This is a genomic window from Streptomyces sp. NPDC006879 (genome assembly GCF_042869595.1).
GTDB lineage: Bacteria > Actinomycetota > Actinomycetes > Streptomycetales > Streptomycetaceae > Streptomyces.
The window spans coordinates 23534-41085 of sequence record NZ_JBIAGC010000025.1 but is presented as its reverse complement, the minus strand read 5'-3'; the positions used below and the strand labels follow the sequence as shown (position 1 = coordinate 41085).

Genomic DNA, 17552 nt, shown 5'->3' with positions numbered 1-17552 from the left:
GGCGATTCACAGGCGCTAGTTTGACAACCATGGCGAACCCTCCTGCCGCCGCGTGCAAGGCCGCTCCCGCCGTCGGAGCCAAGGCGCCGTTACGGGCCACGGCGGTCGCGGCCGTCGTCATCCTCGGCACGGTCATGACCGTGCTCGACATGACCATCGTCAACGTGGCCATGGACCACCTGTCACGGACCTTCGACGCCCCACTGTCCACAGTCGCCTGGATCGCCACCGCCTACACCCTCTCGCTCGCCTCCGTGATCCCGGTGACCGCCTGGGCCGTGGGGCGCTTCGGCACCAAACCCCTCTACCTGACGGCGCTCTGCTTCTTCGTGCTCGGCTCCGCCCTCAGCGGCCTGGCCTGGGACGTCCACTCTCTGATTGCCTTCCGCGTCCTGCAGGGCCTGGGCGGCGGCATGTTGATGCCGGTCGGCATGACCATGGTGCTGCGGGCCTCCGACCCCGCCCACAAAGGGCGGATGATGGGGCTCATGGGACTGCCGGTGCTGATCGGCCCGATCGCCGGACCGGTCCTCGGCGGGTGGTTCGTGGACGCGTTCACCTGGCGGCTGATCTTCTTCGTCAACGTCCCGGTGGGGCTGCTGGCACTCCTGCTGAGCGCACGCGTCCTTCGGCCGGACGGCCCCGGGAGCGGACGGCGGGTCACCACCCTTGACCTGCCGGGCCTGTTGATGCTCTCCCCCGGTCTGGCCCTGCTCATCTACGGACTCTCCACAGGAGCGCGACGCGCGGACTTCCTCGCCCCGCAGGCCCAACTGCCGGCGCTGCTCGGCGCGGCGCTCATCGGCTGCTTCGTCCGACGGGCGTTCACCACCACACAGCCGCTGATCGACCTGAGGTTGCTGCGACACAGCGCGCTCAGCCGCTCCGTCTTCGTCCAGTTCCCCGTGGTGAGCGCCTACTTCGGCTCCATGATGCTCTTCCAGCTGTACTGGCAGAGCGCTCGCGGCCTGAGCCCCAGCGAGGCCGGTCTGCTCGCCATCCCGCAGGCCCTGGTCACCGGAACCTGCATGCAGATCGCCAGCCGACTGGCCGACCGGCTACCGCCTCGCTGGATCGTGCTCCCAGGGGTGAGCACCGCCGTAGCCGGCTTCGCGCTGTTCGCCTCACAGGTAGGCCCGCAGACCCCGCTGTGGCGGCTGGTGGGCTCGCTGTGCCTGATGGGCGCGGGAATCGGATTCACGATGATGCCCAACATGACCGCCGCCACCCGCTCGTTCAGCAACGCGGACGTACCGGCGGCCACCACGACGATGAACATCGTCCAACAGCTGTCCGCCTCCGTCGGCACCGCACTGATGGCCACCTTGTTGACCACCACGGGGTCCTTCCCTTGGACCTTCGGCTGCGGCGTGGCGCTCATGTCGCTGGCGGTCCTCGCCGCCACCCGGCTGTCCGGGCTACGGCCGGTCACCGAGGCCGACCCCACCGCGTCGACCGCAACGCGCCAGGGCGCCCCGCACCGGTTGTTCACCGGTGCGGGGCGCCCTGGACCGTCTGCCGGTGACGGGGTCAGCCCTCGACGCCCAGGCGCTCCAAGATCAGCTCCTTGACACGAGCGGCGTCGGCCTGGCCGCGGGTGGTCTTCATGACCGCGCCAACCAGCGCTCCGACGGCCGCGACCTTACCGCCACGGATCTTGTCCGCGACGGCCGCGTTCGCCGCGATGGCCTCATCCACGGCCGCGCCGAGCGCGCCCTCGTCCGAGACGACCTTCAGGCCACGGCGGTCGACGACCTCGTCGGGGGTGCCCTCGCCGGCGAGGACGCCCTCGATGACCTGACGGGCCAGCTTGTCGTTCAGCGAACCCTCGGCGACCAGCGCGGCCACCCGGGCCACGGCGGCCGGGGTGATGCCCAGCTCGTCCAGACCCTTGCCCTGCTCGTTGGCGTTGCGGGCGAGTTCGCCCATCCACCACTTGCGGGCCGAGGCGGACTCGGCGCCTTCCTCGATGGTGGCGACGATCAGGTCGACGGCACCGGCGTTGAGGATCGACTGCATGTCGTGCTCGCTGACACCCCACTCCTCGCGCAGCCGGTTGCGGCGCACCCGGGGCAGCTCGGGCAGGGTGGCCCGGAGTTCCTCGACCCAGGCCCGGTCCGGGGCGATCGGCACCAGGTCGGGCTCCGGGAAGTAGCGGTAGTCCTCCGCCTCCTCCTTCACCCGGCCGGACGTCGTGGAGCCGTCCTCCTCGTGGAAGTGACGGGTCTCCTGGATGATCGTGCCGCCCGACTGGAGGACCGCGGCGTGCCGCTGGATCTCGTACCGGGCCGCCCGCTCCACCGAGCGCAGGGAGTTGACGTTCTTGGTCTCCGAACGGGTGCCGAACTTCTCGGTTCCGTTCGGGCGCAGCGACAGGTTCACGTCGCAACGCATCTGGCCCATCTCCATGCGGGCCTCGGAGACGCCCAGCGCCTTGATGAGCTCCCGCAGCTCGGCCACATAGGCCTTGGCGACCTCGGGTGCCCGCTCGCCCGCGCCCTCGATGGGCTTGGTGACGATCTCGATCAGCGGGATGCCGGCACGGTTGTAGTCCAGCAGGGAGTGGGACGCGCCGTGGATACGGCCGGTGGCACCGCCCACGTGCGTGGACTTGCCCGTGTCCTCCTCCATGTGGGCCCGCTCGATCTCCACGCGGAAGACCTCGCCGTCCTCCAGCTGGACATCCAGATAGCCGTTGAAGGCGATCGGTTCGTCGTACTGAGAGGTCTGGAAGTTCTTCGGCATGTCCGGATAGAAGTAGTTCTTCCGGGCGAAACGACACCACTGGGCGATCTCGCAGTTCAACGCGAGACCGATCTTGACGGCGGATTCCACGCCGATCGCGTTGACCACCGGCAGGGAGCCGGGCATGCCGAGACAGGTGGGGCAGGTCTGGGTGTTCGGCTCCGCGCCGAGCGACGTCGAGCAGCCGCAGAACATCTTGGTCCTGGTGCCGAGCTCGACGTGGACCTCAAGGCCCATGACGGGGTCGTACACGGCGAGCGCCGCGTCGTACGACAGGAGTTCGGTGACGGTCACGGTGAAACTTTCCCTCTCAGCCCAGCAGGACGTCGTCGTCGCCCAGGCGCTTCAGTTCGCGATACAGGATCGCGAGGCCGGTGACGATGGCGGCGGCGGACACGGCGGCGTCGACGAGCTTGAGCACGTCGTGCTCGTTGCGGGCCTTGCGGGCCTGCTTGATCACGCTGATGGCACCGAAGGCGGTGGTGCCGATCGACAGGTACGTTCCGGACTTCGACTTCTTGAAGCCCTTGGCCTTGCTCAGTGCACTACCGGTCACAGCGACGGAGCCTCCTCAAGCAGCGGGTGCCCCCAGCGGGAGTTGAAGGCGGCCTCGACGGCGGCGCCGACCCTGTACAGGCGGTCGTCCTTCATGGCGGGGGCGATGATCTGCAGTCCGACCGGGAGACCGTCCTCGGGCGCCAGGCCACAGGGCAGCGACATGGCGGCGTTGCCGGCCAGGTTGGTCGGAATGGTGCACAGGTCCGCGAGGTACATCGCCATCGGGTCGTCGGCGCGCTCACCGATCGGGAAGGCGGTGGTCGGGGTCGTCGGAGAGACGATCACGTCGACGCTCTCGAAGGCCTTCTCGAAGTCCTGGGTGATGAGCGTGCGGACCTTCTGGGCGGAGCCGTAGTACGCGTCGTAGTAGCCCGAGCTGAGCGCGTACGTACCGAGCATGATGCGGCGCTTGACCTCGTCCCCGAAGCCGGCCTCACGGGTGAGGGCGGTGACCTCCTCGGCGGACTTCGTGCCGTCGTCACCGACCCGCAGGCCGTAACGCATGGCGTCGAAGCGAGCCAGGTTGGAGGAGCACTCGGAGGGGGCGATCAGGTAGTACGCGGAGAGCGCCAGGTCGAAGGACGGGCAGTCCAGCTCCACGATCTCGGCGCCGAGCTCCTTGAGGAGCTCCACCGACTCGTTGAACCGCTGGACGACACCGGCCTGGTACCCCTCACCCGCGAACTGCTTGACCACCCCGACCCGCATGCCGGCGACCGAGCCGTTGCGGGCCGCCTCGACGACCGGCGGGACGGGCGCGTCGATGGAGGTCGAGTCCAACGGGTCGTGGCCGGCGATCACCTCGTGCAGCAGGGCGGCGTCCAGGACGGTGCGGGCGCACGGCCCGCCCTGGTCCAGGGAGGAGGAGAAGGCCACCATGCCGTAGCGGGAGACGCCACCGTAGGTGGGCTTGACGCCGACCGTGCCGGTGACGGCCGCCGGCTGGCGGATGGAGCCGCCGGTGTCGGTGCCGATGGCCAGCGGGGCCTGATAGGCGGCCAGGGCCGCCGAGGAGCCTCCACCGGAGCCGCCGGGGATGCGGGTGAGGTCCCACGGGTTGCCGGTCGGGCCGTAGGCGCTGTTCTCGGTCGAGGACCCCATGGCGAACTCGTCCATGTTGGTCTTGCCGAGGATCACGACGTCGGCTTCCTTCAGCTTGCGCGTCAGGGTCGCGTCGTAGGGCGGGATCCAGCCTTCCAGGATCTTGGAGCCGACGGTGGTCGGGATCCCCTGGGTGGTGAAGATGTCCTTCAGGGCCAGCGGGACGCCGGCCAGCGGGCCGAGCTCCTCACCGGCGGCGCGCTTGGCGTCCACGGCGGCGGCCTGCGCGAGGGCCCCCTCCCGGTCGACGTGCAAGAAGGCGTGGACCTTCTCGTCAACAGCCTCGATGCGGGCCAGATGGGCCTCGGTGACCTCGACGGCCGTGAGCTCGCCGGAAGCGATCTTCTCGGCGATCTCTGCGGCCGTGAGCTTGATGATGTTGCGGTCCGTCATGGCTGTTAGTCCTCCCCCAGGATCTGCGGCACCTTGAAACGCTGCTGCTCCTGGGCGGGAGCGCCGGAAAGCGCCTGCTCGGGGGTGAGCGACGGACGGACCTCGTCCGCGCGCATGACGTTCGTCAGCGGCAGCGGGTGGGAGGTCGGCGGGACGTCTTGGTCGGCGACCTCGGAAACGCGGGCGACCGCGCCGATGATGTCGTCGAGCTGACCGGCGAAGTGATCGAGCTCTTCGTCCGCCAGCTCCAGACGCGCCAGCCGAGCGAGGTGGGCGACCTCCTCGCGCGTGATGCCAGGCATGCAGCGATCCTCTGGGGGTGGTGAGCGTGTAGGTTTCGCGCCCAATCTTATGGGGACCGGGGCCCCGGCCACGAAACGGCGGGCGAAGACCGTCCCCGGCCACGGCGGACAACCGCGACCAGGGACGGTGGGGGGCCACCTCGGGACGGTCAGGAAATCGCGCGCGACGCCCAACCGGAACCCGTTCGAAGGCGGTTGCGGAAGGGGCCGCGACCGGTGCCGGTAACGGGACTCCGGGCGGGCGGATCAGTGCGGTTGGCCACCGCCGGAACGGGGCCGGCACCTCGCGCCGCTTCTGCTCGACGACGCACACCCCACGATGAGCTTCCGGCGGCGCCTGCCGGGAAGAGGACTCAACGTGGGGCGTGGAGGACCGCTGCGCGGCACGCGGTCACGGGGAGGGCGTCTCGGAGGCAGCCAGCTCCGCCGTGATGTCGGCCGGGCGGCGCCAGCCACGCTCACCGCGGGCCCGGAGCCAGGCCGTGGCCTCTGCTGGTGGCATGGCGGCGGCCACCAGCCAGCCCTGGACGGCGTCGCAGCCGAGGTCACGCAGTCGCTCCCAGGTCTCGTCGTCCTCCACGCCCTCGGCGACGACGAGCAGTCCGAGGGAGTGGGCGAGGTCGACGGTGCAGCGCACGATCTCGGCGTCCTGGGAGTCCACGGCGAGGCGGGCCACGAAGGACCGGTCGATCTTGAGCTCGCTGACCGGGAGCCGACGCAGGTGCACCAGCGAGGAGTAGCCGGTACCGAAGTCGTCCAGCGACATCTTCACGCCGTGGCCGGTGAGTCCGGCCATGGTGTCGGCGGCCTTCTGCGGGTCTTCGAGGAGCACGTGTTCGGTTATTTCCAACTGGAGGGCACCGGCTGGAACCCCGTGCCGGGCGAGCCGAGCGGCCACCGCGCCCGCGAACCCGGGAGTGTGCACGTCCCTCGGGGAGACGTTGACCGCGACCGGGACCTTCAGTCCCTGTGCCCTCCAGCGGGCGACCTGGGCGAGAGCGGTCTCCAGGACGTACTCGGTCAGGTGGGGCATCAGCCCGGAGGTTTCGGCGATGGCGATGAACTCGTCCGGGGAGACCCGGCCGCGCTCGGGGTGCACCCAGCGCACCAACGCCTCCAGGCCGGCCACATGACCGTCGAACTGCACCTTGGGCTGGTAGTGGAGCTCCACCTCGCCCGCGTCCAGGGCCCGCCGCAGGTCACCGAGGAGGCCGAGCCGGTCGGGGGTGTTGCTGTCCCGCTTGGACTCGTAGACCTCGACACCGGTGCGGTCGCGCTTGGCCTGGTACATCGCCACATCGGCACGGCGCAAGAGCCCTTCGGCGTCCAGCGCGTGGTCGGGGAAGACGGCGAGGCCGGCGCTGGCCTCCAGGACCAGGGTCAGTCCGTCCAGGTCCAGGGGGGAGCTGAGCTCCGCCACCAGGTGGCGGGCCACCCGCTGGGCGCTGGTGGTGGAATCGGCGGTGGGCAGGAGCACGGCGAACTCGTCACCGCCCAGACGGGCGGCCTCGGCTCCCCGTGGCAGTGCGTTGCGCAGCCGTTCGGCGATCTGGAGCAGGAGCCGGTCACCGGCCAGATGGCCGAGGGTGTCGTTCACCGCACGGAAGCGGTCCAGGTCGATGAGTACCAGCGCCGACCGGCTGCCGACGCGTTCTGCCTCGTCCAGGGCGCTCCAGGCACGCTCCAGCAACCACTGCCGGTTGGGGAGGCCGGTGAGGGGGTCGCGCAGTTGTTCCTCAGCGCGGGCTCGGGCGATCCACAAGGTGGAGTCGAGCGCGATCAGCGGAACGGCGAACAGGGGCAGCAGTACCGGCAGGCTCACCGCGACCACGCAGATCAGCGGCGCGATGCCGAGCAGGGCGACGGCGACTAAACCCTGGCGCAGGAAGGCGGTGCGGGCCACCGTGGGCAGGCGGTCCCGGCGTGGGGCGAGGGCGAACCAGAGCAGCGCGCGCGTGGTCACCAGATAGGCGAGGGCGACGAGGACGACCTCGGGCACCGCGGCGATCCCCCACTCGGTGGGCTCCCAGGGATCTTCCACGGTTGGGATCTGGCCACTGGTGATCAGGACCAGCGCGCCCGCACCGATACCGACGAGGTCGACGGAGCCGTGCAGCAGGCTCTGGCGCCAGCGGTGCCTGCGGGCAGCTCCCACGAGAGCGACGACGGCGAGGCTGACCAGCCCGGCGGGAACCCAGCCGTAGAGCAGGAGCACGCCCAGGACGAGCGCGGCTCCGGAGCCGGTGCCGCCCCACCAGCGCTCACGCCCCAGGGCCACCAGGTGGCAGACGATGATCGCGGTGAGGAGGGACAGGCACCAGCCGGCGGTGGAGCCGGGAAACAGCGCGTGTCCCTGGGTGAGTGCGGCCAGTACGCCTCCGGCGAGCAGCAACGCGGCGCCGGCGACGATGGCGAGGGGCAGCAACCGAGGGGGTGAGAGGGCCCTGTTGGGCGCCGGTCCGGATTCGCTGCCGGCCAGCGCGCCGATCCGGCCCAGCGTTCGGGCCGGCCTCTCCCCGCAGAACTCGGGTGACGGGTCGGCGCTTTCGGTGGGTTTCATGCCCGTCCCTCTCACAGCCGGAGGTGCCCATGCATCGCGATGGCCCCCTTGTCATGCCATCACAGCTGGAAACACACCACGCAGCCGTGCACGACAAGCGCACCCCTCAACATTAGGCCGCAGGAGGCTCCCAGGGGCAGCAGTCGGCGTTGGTTGCCCGAATGCGCCCCAGCCTTCCTCATCAGTAAGGTATCCGCTGAACGGGTGAGTTCGGACGAGGACCCCCTCCCACCCGCAGGTTTTCGCCGATGGGGCCCCGTCCCTGAGATGCCCCGCCCGCCGGCCCGCTACTCCTCTACGGCGACCGCTTCGCCCTCGGTTTTGGTGGCCGCCTCGCCAGCAGGTTCGCTCGGGACGGCTGCTTCGCGGGCAGCATCAGCACCCTGCTCCAACAGCAGTGCGAATCCGCTCTCGTCGAGCACCGGCACCTTCAGCTGCATCGCCTTGTCGTACTTGGAGCCGGGATTGTCGCCGACCACGACGAATGAGGTCTTCTTCGAAACCGAACCGGTGACCTTTGCTCCGCGAGTTTGAAGGGCCTCTTTGGCTCCGTCGCGGGTGTGGTTCACCAGGGTGCCGGTGACGACCACGGTCAGCCCTTCCAGCGGCCGGGGCCCCTGGTCCTCGCCGGCGCCCTCTTCCTCCATCCGGACCCCGGCGGCCCGCCACTTGCGCAGGATCTCCTGATGCCAGTCGACGGCGAACCACTCCTTGAGGGAGGCGGCGATGATCGCACCCACCCCGTCGGTGGCGGCGAGCTCCTCCTCGGTGGCCGCCTCGATCCGCTCGATCGAACGGAACTCCCTGGCCAGCGCCTCCGCGGCGACCGGCCCGACATGGCGGATGGACAGCCCCGTCAGGATGCGGGCCAGCGGGCGCTCCTTGGCGGCCTGGATGTTCTCCAGCATGGCCAGGGTGTTCTTCTTGGCCTCGCCCTGTTGGTTGGCGAAGAAGGTGACGACCTTGGCGCCGCCGGTCTTCGGATCGAGCTTGGGAAGGCCGGTGTCCTGGTCCAGCACGTAGGACTTGATGGGGAGCAGTTCCTCGACGGTGAGTCCGAAGAGGTCGCCCTCGTCGCGCAGCGGCGGCTCGGCGGGCTCCAACGGCTGTGTCAGGGCCACGGCCGCGACGTAACCGAAGTTCTCGATGTCCAGGCAGCGGCGACCCGCGAGATAGAACAGGCGTTCGCGCAACTGGGCCGGGCAGGAGCGGGAATTGGGGCATCGCAAGTCGATGTCACCCGCCTTGGCCGGGGCCAGTGGCGTCCCGCACTCGGGGCACTCGGCGGGCATCACGAACTCGCGCTCGGTGCCGTCGCGCAGGTCCACGACCGGGCCGAGGATCTCCGGGATCACGTCTCCCGCCTTACGCAGCACCACCGTGTCCCCGATGAGCACTCCCTTGGCCCTGACCACGTCCTGGTTGTGCAAGGTGGCGAACTCGACCTCGGATCCGGCCACCGTCACCGGCTCCACCTGCGCGTACGGCGTGACCCGGCCGGTACGCCCCACCCCGACCCGGATGTTGATCAACTTGGTGTTGACCTCCTCCGGCGGGTACTTCCAAGCGATGGCCCAACGCGGCGCACGAGCCGTGGAGCCGAGCCGCCCCTGGAGCGGGATCTCGTCCAGCTTGACGACCACTCCGTCGATCTCGTGCTCCACGGAATGGCGGTTCTCACCGAAGTGCGCGATGAACGCACGGACCCCTTCCAGGGAGTCGACGACCTTGTTGTGCCGCGCGGTGGGCAGGCCCCACTCGTGGAGCAGCTCGTACGCGTGCGAGAGGTTGTCGATGTCGAAGCCCTCGCGGGCCCCGATGCCATGGACCACCATGTGCAGTGGTCGGGTGGCGGTGACCTTGGGGTCCTTTTGGCGCAGCGATCCCGCGGCGGCGTTGCGCGGGTTGGCGAAGGGTTTCTCGCCGGCCGCGACCAGCCGGGCGTTGAGCTCCTCGAAAGCCTCCATTGGGAAGAAGACCTCACCGCGGATCTCCACCAACTCCGGGATCCTATCCCCCCGCAGACGGTGCGGAATCTCGGCGATGGTCCGCACATTGGGCGTGATGTCCTCGCCGGTGCGGCCGTCGCCACGGGTGGCGGCACGGGTCAGCCTGCCTTGCTCGTAGGTGAGGTTGACGGCGAGCCCGTCCACCTTCAGTTCGCACAGGAAGTGGTAGCCGGGGGCGCCCACGTCCCGGGCGATGCGCTCCGCCCAGGCAGCCAACTCCTCCTCGTCGAAGGCGTTGTCCAGGGAAAGCATCCGCTCGCGGTGTTCGACCGAGGTGAACTCGGTCTCGTACTGCCCGGCGACCTTCTGGGTGGGCGAATCAGGGGTGCGCAGCTGCGGGTGCTCCGCTTCCAGGGCCTCCAGCTGGCGCAACAACAGGTCGAAGTCCGCGTCACTGATGACCGGCTGGGCGTTCACGTAGTAGCGGAAGCGGTGCTCCTCGACCTGCTCGGCGATCAGCGCGTGCTGCTCGCGCAACGCGGCGGGGACCGTGTCCTGTCGACCCTGCTGAAGCTGCTGCCCCTGTTCGGCTGCCATGCCCTGTCCTCCCGTAGTCACATCACTCAGGGTTGTCGGCGAGCGACTTCGCCGCCCTGACGCAGTGCGCCTGGGCCGCGCGGGCATATCCGGGCGAAGCGCCCGCAAGCCCACACGACGGAGTGACCACCACGGACTCGGCGAGAGCCCCCGGAGCCAGCCCCAGCCTGCGCCAAAGCGTCCTGACCCCCATGACGCTACCGGCAGGGTCTGACAATGCGGCGTCAGTACCCGGCACCACTCCGGTGAAGAGCGTGGTGCCGCCCTCGACGGCCTCACCGACCGCCTCGTCCTCGCGCTCAGTGAGCAAGGAGAAATCGAACGAGATTCCCGACACACCCGCCCGTCGGAGCAGACCGAAGGGCACCGCCGGCGCGCAGGAGTGGACCACTACGGGGGCTTCACCGGCCACTGCGACGAGGTCCCGCAGGGCTGCCTCGATCACCTGCCGGTCGACCGCGCGGTAGGTGCGGTAGCCGCTGGCGGTCCTGACCTGCCCCCGCAGCACCGCCGTCAGGGAGGGTTCGTCGATCTGGAGCACCGGGCGGGCGCCGGGGACGCGCCGGCGGACCTCGGCGAGGTGCTCGCGCAGTCCTTCGGCGAGCGAACCGGCCAGATCCCGGCAGGCGCCGGCGTCCTGGAGCAACGCCTCACCGCCGTGCAGCTCCAGGGCCGAGGCCAGCGTCCAGGGCCCCACTGCCTGGACCTTGAGCGGCCCCGCGTAGCCCTGAGTGAACTCCTCCAGGGCGTCCAGGTCCTCGCCCAGCCAGGAGCGGGCCCGGCGGGTGTCGCGGCCGGGACGGTCGCTGATCCGCCAACCGCTCGGCTCCACGTGCGCGTAGAGATCCACCAGCAGGCCGATGGAGCGGCCGATCATGTCGGCACCCGGGCCGCGAGCGGGCAGTTCGGACAGGTACGGGAAGTCCTCGAAGGTGCCGGTGACGGTCTTGGCGGCTTCCCGGGCGTCACCGCCGGGGAGGGAGCCGACACCGGTGGCGGTCCCGAACCGGCGCACGGCGGAAGTGGTGTTCACCGGCCCGGCCTCACCGTCAGGTCGTGGACCTCGGCATCCCGCGGGAGGTCCACGGCCATGATGATGGTGGTGGCCACCGACTCGGGGTCGATCCAACGCTCCGGGTCGTACTCCTTGCCCTCCTGGGAGTGCACCTTGGCCTGCATCGGGCTGGCGGTGCGGCCGGGGTAGACCGAGGTGACCCGGACACCGGCAGGCTTCTCCTCGGCGCGCAACGCGTCGGCGAGCGCCTTCAGTCCGTGCTTGGACGCGGCGTAGGCACTCCAGTGTGCGTGTGCGGTCAGCCCGGCACCGGAGTTGACGAAGACGACCTGCCCCTGCGAGGCCCGCAGGCTCGGCAGGAGAAGGCGGGTGACCTCGGCCGGGGCGATCAGGTTCACGTTGAGCTGCTGGTGCCAGGTCTTGGGCCGCAGCTCGCCGACCGGCCCTAGGTCGACGTTCCCCGCCACGTGCACCAGGGAGTCCAGGCGGTCCGGCAGCGCCTGGTGGGAGAAGGCCCAGGACAGCCGGTCCGGGTCGGCGAGGTCGCCGACGAGCGCCCGGGAGCCGGGGAAGCGTGCGGTCAGCTCCTTGCCGCGGGCGGCGTCCCGGGCCAGCAGTACGAGCGCGTCGCCGCGCGCGTGCAGGCGCCGCGCGACGGCCGCGCCGATGCCGGATCCGGCACCGGTGATCAGGTGAGTAGCCATACCGGACATGCTCGCACCCGGGCCGGGGTGCTCGTGCGCCGCGGTGACCGGCTCGCGCCTCAGGCCACGGCCACTGGCGGAGTCCGACGGAAGGTGCGCCGATAGGCGATCGGCGAGACGTCGAAGGCGGCGCGCATGTGCTGGCGCAGCGAGTTGCCCGAGCCGAAGCCGGACCGCAGGGCCACCAGGTCGACCGGCAGGTCGCTGGTCTCCAGGAGCTGTTTAGCCAGCTCCAGTCGCTGTGCGGTGAGCCACTGCCCCGGGGTGGTGCCCACCTCGTCGCGGAAGCGGCGGGTGAAGGTGCGCAGGCTCATGCGGGCGTGCGCCGCGAGTTCGGGCAGCGAGATCGGCTCGTGCAGCCGCTCCATCGCCCAGGCCCGGGTGTCGGATGTGGTGGCGAGGCTCGGCTGGGGTACGGGCCGGGCGATGTACTGCGCCTGCCCGCCCTCGCGCCAGGGAGGGACCACGCACAGCCGTGCGGTCAGGTTGGCCACGGCACTGCCGTGATCGCGCCGCACCAGGTGCAGGCAGAGGTCGACACCGGCGGCCACCCCGGCGGAGGTGAGCACGTCACCGTCGTCGACGAAGAGGACGTCCTCGTCGAGCTTGACCCGGGGGAAGGCCCTGCGGAACTCCTCGGCCTTGAGCCAGTGGGTGGTGGCCGGTCGGTCGTCGAGCATGCCGGCAGCGGCCAGGACATAGGAACCAGTGCAGATCGACACCAGCCGGGCGCCTGGCCGGATCCGCCCGAGTGCCTCGGCAAGAGCCACCGGGAGGGTGCCGCCGCGGGCCAGCTCACGCATGGCGTCGGTGGGCGGGATGATCACGGTGTCGGCGGCTTCCAGGGCCTCGGGGCCGGCGGCTGGTGTGACCGTGAACCCGGCGTCGCTGCTGACCGGACGTCCGTCGGCGGTGCAGACGACTGTCTCGTACAGCGGCTGGCCCCCCGGGCCGCGGGCGTTGCCGAAGACCCTGGACGGGATGCCGAGCTCGAACGGCGGGACGCCGTCCAGGGCAAGGATGACCACACGATGCATGGCCCGATTCTGTCAGATAGTGGCAGTACGGCCAACACCACGATCACTCGATCCCATCGATGCTTGTCCTGACGCCGGAGAAACCGGCAGGTCAGGGACATACTCATCCCATTCGTCAAGGAGATTTCATGCGCGCTGTAGTCGTCAGCCAGTGGGGCGGTCCCGAGGTACTCAAGGAGACCGAGATCGAGCGTCCCGAACCCGGCCTGGCGGAGATCCTGGTGCGGGTCCACGCGGCGGGTGTGAACCCGGTCGACTGGAAGACCCGCACATCGGGGGCCTTCATCGCCTGGGGTCAGACGCCCGTGGTCGGCTGGGACGTCTCGGGCACCGTCGAAGCCGTCGGCCCGGGGGTGACCCTCTTCCAGCCCGGCGACGAGGTGTTCGGCATGCCGAACTTCCCGAAGCAGGCCGGCGCCTATGCCGAGTTCGTGACCGCACCCGCCCGTCACTTCGTACGCAAGCCGCAGAACATCGACCACGTCGGCGCCGCCGCGCTGCCGCTGGCCGCGCTCACCGCCTGGCAGTCACTGGTCGACACCGCGGGGCTGCGCAGCGGACAGCGGGTCCTGGTCCACGCAGCCGCGGGCGGGGTCGGCCACCTCGCGGTGCAGATCGCCAAGGCGCTGGGCGCATACGTGATCGGAACGGCCAGCGCGGCCAAGCACGAGCTGCTGCGCGAGCTCGGCGCGGACGAGGTGATCGACTATCGCACCGCCGACTTCACCGAGCTCGTGTCCGACGTGGACATCGTGATCGACTCGGTCGGCGGAGACTACGGAACCCGCTCGCTTCAGGTGCTGCGCCCCGGCGGCCACCTGGTGACGCTGCCCAGCCCGGACTCCGTACCGGAGGAAGCCGCGGGCGTGCACACCGGCTGGACCATCGTCGAGCCCGACTTCGCGGGACTCCAGGCGATCGCCGAGATGGTCGCGCAGGGCAAGCTGCGCCCGCAGATCGACACGGTGCTCCCGTTGGAACGCGCCGCCGAGGCACACGAGATCGGCGAACGCGGTCGCACCACCGGAAAGATCGTCCTGACGGTGGCCTGAGCCACCGCTGGATCAGACGCCGGCCGCGGCCCGGACCGTGCTCGCGATCGTGGCCGAACCCACCACGCGGGTCCCGTCGTACAGCACGATCGCCTGGCCGGGAGCTACACCGCGGACCGGCTCGGTGAAGGTCACCCGCAGTTCGCCGTCGACGACCTCGGCGAACACCTCGCTCTCACCGCCGTGGGCGCGCAGCTGCGCGGTGTAGGTACCGGGAGCTGCCTCCCGGGCACCGCACCAGCGGGGCTTGATCGCGCTCAGGGCGGTGACGTCCAGGGCCTCCACCGGGCCGACGGTGACGGTGTTGTTGACCGGCGAGATGTCGAGCACGTAGCGAGGCTTGCCGTCGGGTGCCGGATGGCCGATGCGCAGACCCTTGCGCTGCCCGATGGTGAAACCGTAGGCGCCGTCGTGGGTGCCCAGCCTGGCGCCGGACGCATCGACGATGTCGCCCTCCGCCTTGCCGAGGCGGCTCGCGAGGAAGCCCTGGGTGTCGCCGTCCGCGATGAAGCAGATGTCGTGGCTGTCGGGCTTCTTCGCCACCGCCAGACCCCGGGCCTCGGCCTCGGCCCGGATCTCCTCCTTGGTGGTCAAGGTGTCGCCGAGCGGGAAGAGCGCATGGGCGAGCTGCTTCTCGTCGAGGACACCGAGGACGTAGGACTGGTCCTTGGCCATGTCGCAGGCGCGGTGCAGCTCGCGGGTGCCGTCCTCGTTCCGCACGACGGTGGCGTAGTGACCGGTGCAGACCGCGTCGAACCCGAGGGCGAGGGCCTTGTCCAACAGCGCGGCGAACTTGATCTTCTCGTTGCAGCGCAGACACGGGTTCGGGGTGCGACCGGCCTCGTACTCCGCGATGAAGTCCTCCACCACGTCCTCACGGAAGCGTTCGGCGAGATCCCACACGTAGAAGGGGATGCCGATGACGTCCGCGGCGCGGCGGGCGTCACGGGAATCCTCGATGGTGCAGCAACCGCGCGCACCGGTCCGGAAGGACTGCGGGTTGGCGGAGAGCGCGAGGTGCACGCCGGTGACCTCGTGTCCGGCTTCGACGGCTCTGGCGGCGGCGACGGCGGAGTCCACCCCGCCGGACATGGCGGCAAGGACACGGAGCGGGCGCGGGGGCTGCGGGATGTCAGTCATAGCACCCACCAGGGTACGGCTCCCCGGGAACTGGATGCTCGCGTGTTTTCGTTGGGGAGACCGAAACCGAATACGGGGGTGGTCTCGCATGGGACGCGGGAGAAGACGCGGAGGTCCGGCGCGGCGGGTGCTGCTGCTCGGCGGCATCGGCGCGGTCCTCGGGGTGGCGGTGGCGCAGCAGAACGGATCCGGGGACGCCTGGTGGCGCGGGCCGGTGGCGTCCAAGCCGCGCAAGCCCGGTGAGCTGGATCACAAGGGCGCCTCCTGGACCGCGGCTTCGGAGGCCAACTGGCGGCGAGCGGACCGCCCGGACGACTACCGGGTCGACCGGGTCGTCATCCATGTGGTGCAGGGCAGCTTCCCGGTCGCGCTGAAGGTGTTCAAAGACCCCAAGCACAAGGCCGCGGCGCACTACGTGGTGCGCAAGGACGGGCACATCGCACAGATGGTGCGGGAGCTGGACGTCGCCTACCACTCGGGCAACCGATCGTGGAACCAGCGCAGCATCGGCATCGAGCACGAGGGGTTCGTGCACCGCAAGAGCAGCTTCACGGACGCGATGTACGCCGCCAGCGCCCGCCTCACGGCGGACATCTGCCGCAGGTACGGCATCCCGATCGACCGGCAGCACATCGTCGGCCATGTCGAGGTGCCCGGAGCGGACCACACCGACCCCGGCCCGTACTGGGACTGGCCCCGCTACCTCAGGCTGGTCCGGGCGGCCCGCGCGGGCCTGGACCGCGAGGCCGAGGCCGCCGCGGCCCGCACGGAGCCGGCCGGCTAGCTCGTGCGCACCGCGGTTCCCCGGGGGCTGCCGGTTGCCCCCACGCCATCAGTCCGCGGTCGCGCCGACCTGCTGATCGAGCGGGGTGGCCGGCACCGTGGGAGCCCGCCTGGCGGGCTCTGGAGCGCCACCGACGGGCAGCCCAAATGGCAGCGGAATTAATACAGTTGGCGGTGCACCGGGGAGCGGCGCGGCACCACGCCCACCGCATCCGGCGACGGCCTGCACGCCGCGGGCGGCACACCTCGGCCCGAGCCCAGGAGCTCGGGCTCGGCGGCGGACGGCGGCCGAAGCTCACCGGGGGGCCGGTCCGGCCCCTTCCGCTGGTGGGATCAGCTGAGGCCGGCGGTACGGGCGCGTTCCACGGCTGGGCCGATGGCCTTGGCCACCGCTTCGACGTCGGCGCGGGTGGAGGTGTGGCCGAGCGAGAAGCGCAGCGTGCCGCGGGCAAGCTCGGGGTCGGTGCCGACGGCCAGCAGGACGTGGCTGGGCTGGGCCACGCCCGCGGTGCAGGCGGAACCGGTGGAACACTCGATGCCCTGGGCGTCGAGGAGCAGCAGCAGCGAGTCACCCTCGCAGCCGGGGAAGGAGAAGTGCGCGTTGGCCGGGAGCCTGTCGTGGGGGTCACCGCCCAGGACCGCGTCGGGAACCGCCGCCAGGACGGCGCTGATCAGGTCGTCACGCAGGGCTCCGATGTCCCGGGCGAACGCCTCGCGGCGCCTTGCCGCCAGTTCGCCGGCCACGGCGAAGGCGGCGATCGCCGGCACGTCGAGGGTTCCGGAGCGGACCTGCCGTTCCTGGCCGCCACCGTGCAGGACGGGTACCGGGGACCACGCACGGCCGAGAAGCAGGGCGCCGATGCCGTACGGTCCGCCGATCTTGTGTCCGCTGAGGGTCAGGGCGGCCAGGCCGGAGGCGGCGAAGTCCACGTCGAGTTGCCCGACGGCTTGGACGGCGTCGGAGTGCATCGGGACGCCGTACTCGGCCGCGACGGCGGCGAGCTCGGCGATGGGCAGGACGGTGCCGATCTCGTTGTTGGCCCACATGATGGTGGTGAGCGCCACGTCCGCGGGGTTGCGTGCGATCGCCTCGCGCAGGTCACTTGGGTGGATGCGTCCGTAGCGGTCGACGGGGAGGTATTCGACCCGGGCGCCTTCGTGTTCGCCGAGCCAGTGCACGGCATCGAGGACGGCGTGGTGTTCCACCGGACTGGTGAGCACCCGGGTGCGGGCGGGGTCGCTGTCGCGGCGGGCCCAGTAGAGTCCTTTGACCGCGAGGTTGTCGGCTTCGGTGCCGCCTGCGGTGAACACCACCTCGCTGGGGCGGGCGCCGAGGGCTTCGGCGAGGGTCTCGCGGGACTCCTCGACGGTTCGGCGGGCCCGACGGCCGGCGGCGTGCAGTGAGGACGCGTTGCCGGTGACGGTGAACTGCGCGGTCATCGCCTCGGCGGCTTCCGGCAGCATCGGGGTGGTCGCGGCGTGGTCGAGATAAGCCATGGTGGGCATGATTCTACGAGCCCGCTCGCAGGCTTGGTCCCGGCGTCCGGCCTCGGGATGCCCTGGGGGTGCCTGTTGGCCGGATCGGTCCGCTCCGGTGGCGGACCGATGCCGGGTCC

At 70.5% G+C, this 17552-nt stretch carries 14 protein-coding genes; 3 read left to right on the top strand and 11 right to left on the bottom strand.

Translation table 11 applies throughout. The annotated features are described in order from the left end of the window. Positions 1–29: 29 nt before the first annotated feature. The gene (locus tag ACFYMC_RS19265; RefSeq protein ID WP_388526460.1) at positions 30–1571 is read left to right on the top strand and encodes a DHA2 family efflux MFS transporter permease subunit; all 1542 of its coding nucleotides are present in this window, start codon (positions 30–32) and stop codon (positions 1569–1571) included. Here ACFYMC_RS19265 and gatB read toward each other — a convergent pair. The 9 genes from gatB to ACFYMC_RS19220 form a co-directional block, all read right to left on the bottom strand. Continuing rightward, on the bottom strand, positions 1531–2982 hold the full coding sequence (gatB, locus tag ACFYMC_RS19260; RefSeq protein ID WP_388526569.1) for an Asp-tRNA(Asn)/Glu-tRNA(Gln) amidotransferase subunit GatB: 1452 nt from the start codon (positions 2980–2982) through the stop codon (positions 1531–1533). The genes ACFYMC_RS19265 and gatB overlap by 41 nt on opposite strands. Before the next feature lie 73 nt (positions 2983–3055). After that, positions 3056–3301 (bottom strand): hypothetical protein, encoded by a 246-nt coding sequence (locus tag ACFYMC_RS19255; RefSeq protein WP_388526457.1) that lies wholly within the window; start codon positions 3299–3301, stop codon positions 3056–3058. Continuing rightward, positions 3298–4797 (bottom strand): Asp-tRNA(Asn)/Glu-tRNA(Gln) amidotransferase subunit GatA, encoded by a 1500-nt coding sequence (gene gatA, locus ACFYMC_RS19250; protein ID WP_388526455.1) that lies wholly within the window; start codon positions 4795–4797, stop codon positions 3298–3300. The genes ACFYMC_RS19255 and gatA overlap by 4 nt, the downstream gene beginning before the upstream one ends. Positions 4798–4802: 5 nt before the next feature. Further along, positions 4803–5099, bottom strand: a complete 297-nt coding sequence (gatC, locus tag ACFYMC_RS19245) for an Asp-tRNA(Asn)/Glu-tRNA(Gln) amidotransferase subunit GatC (RefSeq protein WP_046905390.1) — start codon at positions 5097–5099, stop codon at positions 4803–4805. A 391-nt stretch (positions 5100–5490) separates the two neighbouring features. Further along, a complete protein-coding gene (locus ACFYMC_RS19240; protein WP_388526452.1) occupies positions 5491–7659 on the bottom strand; it encodes a putative bifunctional diguanylate cyclase/phosphodiesterase in 2169 nt (722 codons plus the stop codon). Between the two features lie 287 nt (positions 7660–7946). Next, positions 7947–10205: an NAD-dependent DNA ligase LigA gene (gene ligA, locus ACFYMC_RS19235; RefSeq protein WP_388526450.1), complete on the bottom strand. Its 2259-nt coding sequence runs from the start codon at positions 10203–10205 to the stop codon at positions 7947–7949. Positions 10206–10227: 22 nt separating this feature from the next. Next, positions 10228–11238 carry a methionine synthase gene (locus ACFYMC_RS19230; RefSeq protein WP_388526447.1) on the bottom strand — a complete coding sequence of 337 codons (1011 nt, stop codon included), beginning with the start codon at positions 11236–11238 and terminating at the stop codon, positions 10228–10230. Further along, entirely contained in the window at positions 11235–11924 is a 690-nt protein-coding gene (locus ACFYMC_RS19225) for an SDR family oxidoreductase (RefSeq protein ID WP_388526445.1), read from the bottom strand. The genes ACFYMC_RS19230 and ACFYMC_RS19225 overlap by 4 nt, the downstream gene beginning before the upstream one ends. Before the next feature lie 59 nt (positions 11925–11983). Next, the gene (locus ACFYMC_RS19220) at positions 11984–12961 is read right to left on the bottom strand and encodes a GlxA family transcriptional regulator (RefSeq protein ID WP_388526442.1); all 978 of its coding nucleotides are present in this window, start codon (positions 12959–12961) and stop codon (positions 11984–11986) included. Positions 12962–13089: 128 nt separating this feature from the next. Here ACFYMC_RS19220 and ACFYMC_RS19215 point away from each other — a divergent pair, with 128 nt between their 5' ends. Beyond that, positions 13090–14013 (top strand): NADP-dependent oxidoreductase, encoded by a 924-nt coding sequence (locus ACFYMC_RS19215; protein ID WP_388526439.1) that lies wholly within the window; start codon positions 13090–13092, stop codon positions 14011–14013. Positions 14014–14025: 12 nt separating this feature from the next. Here the strand turns inward: ACFYMC_RS19215 and mnmA are convergent, their stop codons facing one another. Next, complete coding sequence (gene mnmA, locus ACFYMC_RS19210) at positions 14026–15153, bottom strand: tRNA 2-thiouridine(34) synthase MnmA (protein ID WP_388526437.1); 1128 nt, start codon at positions 15151–15153, stop codon at positions 14026–14028. Between the two features lie 88 nt (positions 15154–15241). Here mnmA and ACFYMC_RS19205 point away from each other — a divergent pair, with 88 nt between their 5' ends. Next, positions 15242–15937: an N-acetylmuramoyl-L-alanine amidase gene (locus ACFYMC_RS19205; RefSeq protein WP_388526434.1), complete on the top strand. Its 696-nt coding sequence runs from the start codon at positions 15242–15244 to the stop codon at positions 15935–15937. Between the two features lie 332 nt (positions 15938–16269). Here the strand turns inward: ACFYMC_RS19205 and ACFYMC_RS19200 are convergent, their stop codons facing one another. Further along, the gene (locus tag ACFYMC_RS19200) at positions 16270–17433 is read right to left on the bottom strand and encodes a cysteine desulfurase family protein (protein ID WP_388526432.1); all 1164 of its coding nucleotides are present in this window, start codon (positions 17431–17433) and stop codon (positions 16270–16272) included. Positions 17434–17552 lie beyond the last annotated feature (119 nt).

Coding starts and splice junctions, on each gene's coding strand:
- ACFYMC_RS19240 (WP_388526452.1), bottom strand. CDS start 7,659: ATGAAACCCACCGAAAGCGCCGACCCGTCACCCGAGTTCTGCGGGGAG.
- ACFYMC_RS19265 (WP_388526460.1), top strand. CDS start 30: ATGGCGAACCCTCCTGCCGCCGCGTGCAAGGCCGCTCCCGCCGTCGGA.
- ACFYMC_RS19225 (WP_388526445.1), bottom strand. CDS start 11,924: ATGGCTACTCACCTGATCACCGGTGCCGGATCCGGCATCGGCGCGGCC.
- mnmA (WP_388526437.1), bottom strand. CDS start 15,153: ATGACTGACATCCCGCAGCCCCCGCGCCCGCTCCGTGTCCTTGCCGCC.
- ligA (WP_388526450.1), bottom strand. CDS start 10,205: ATGGCAGCCGAACAGGGGCAGCAGCTTCAGCAGGGTCGACAGGACACG.
- ACFYMC_RS19220 (WP_388526442.1), bottom strand. CDS start 12,961: ATGCATCGTGTGGTCATCCTTGCCCTGGACGGCGTCCCGCCGTTCGAG.
- ACFYMC_RS19215 (WP_388526439.1), top strand. CDS start 13,090: ATGCGCGCTGTAGTCGTCAGCCAGTGGGGCGGTCCCGAGGTACTCAAG.
- gatA (WP_388526455.1), bottom strand. CDS start 4,797: ATGACGGACCGCAACATCATCAAGCTCACGGCCGCAGAGATCGCCGAG.
- ACFYMC_RS19200 (WP_388526432.1), bottom strand. CDS start 17,433: ATGGCTTATCTCGACCACGCCGCGACCACCCCGATGCTGCCGGAAGCC.
- ACFYMC_RS19205 (WP_388526434.1), top strand. CDS start 15,242: ATGGGACGCGGGAGAAGACGCGGAGGTCCGGCGCGGCGGGTGCTGCTG.
- gatC (WP_046905390.1), bottom strand. CDS start 5,099: ATGCCTGGCATCACGCGCGAGGAGGTCGCCCACCTCGCTCGGCTGGCG.
- gatB (WP_388526569.1), bottom strand. CDS start 2,982: ATGGGCCTTGAGGTCCACGTCGAGCTCGGCACCAGGACCAAGATGTTC.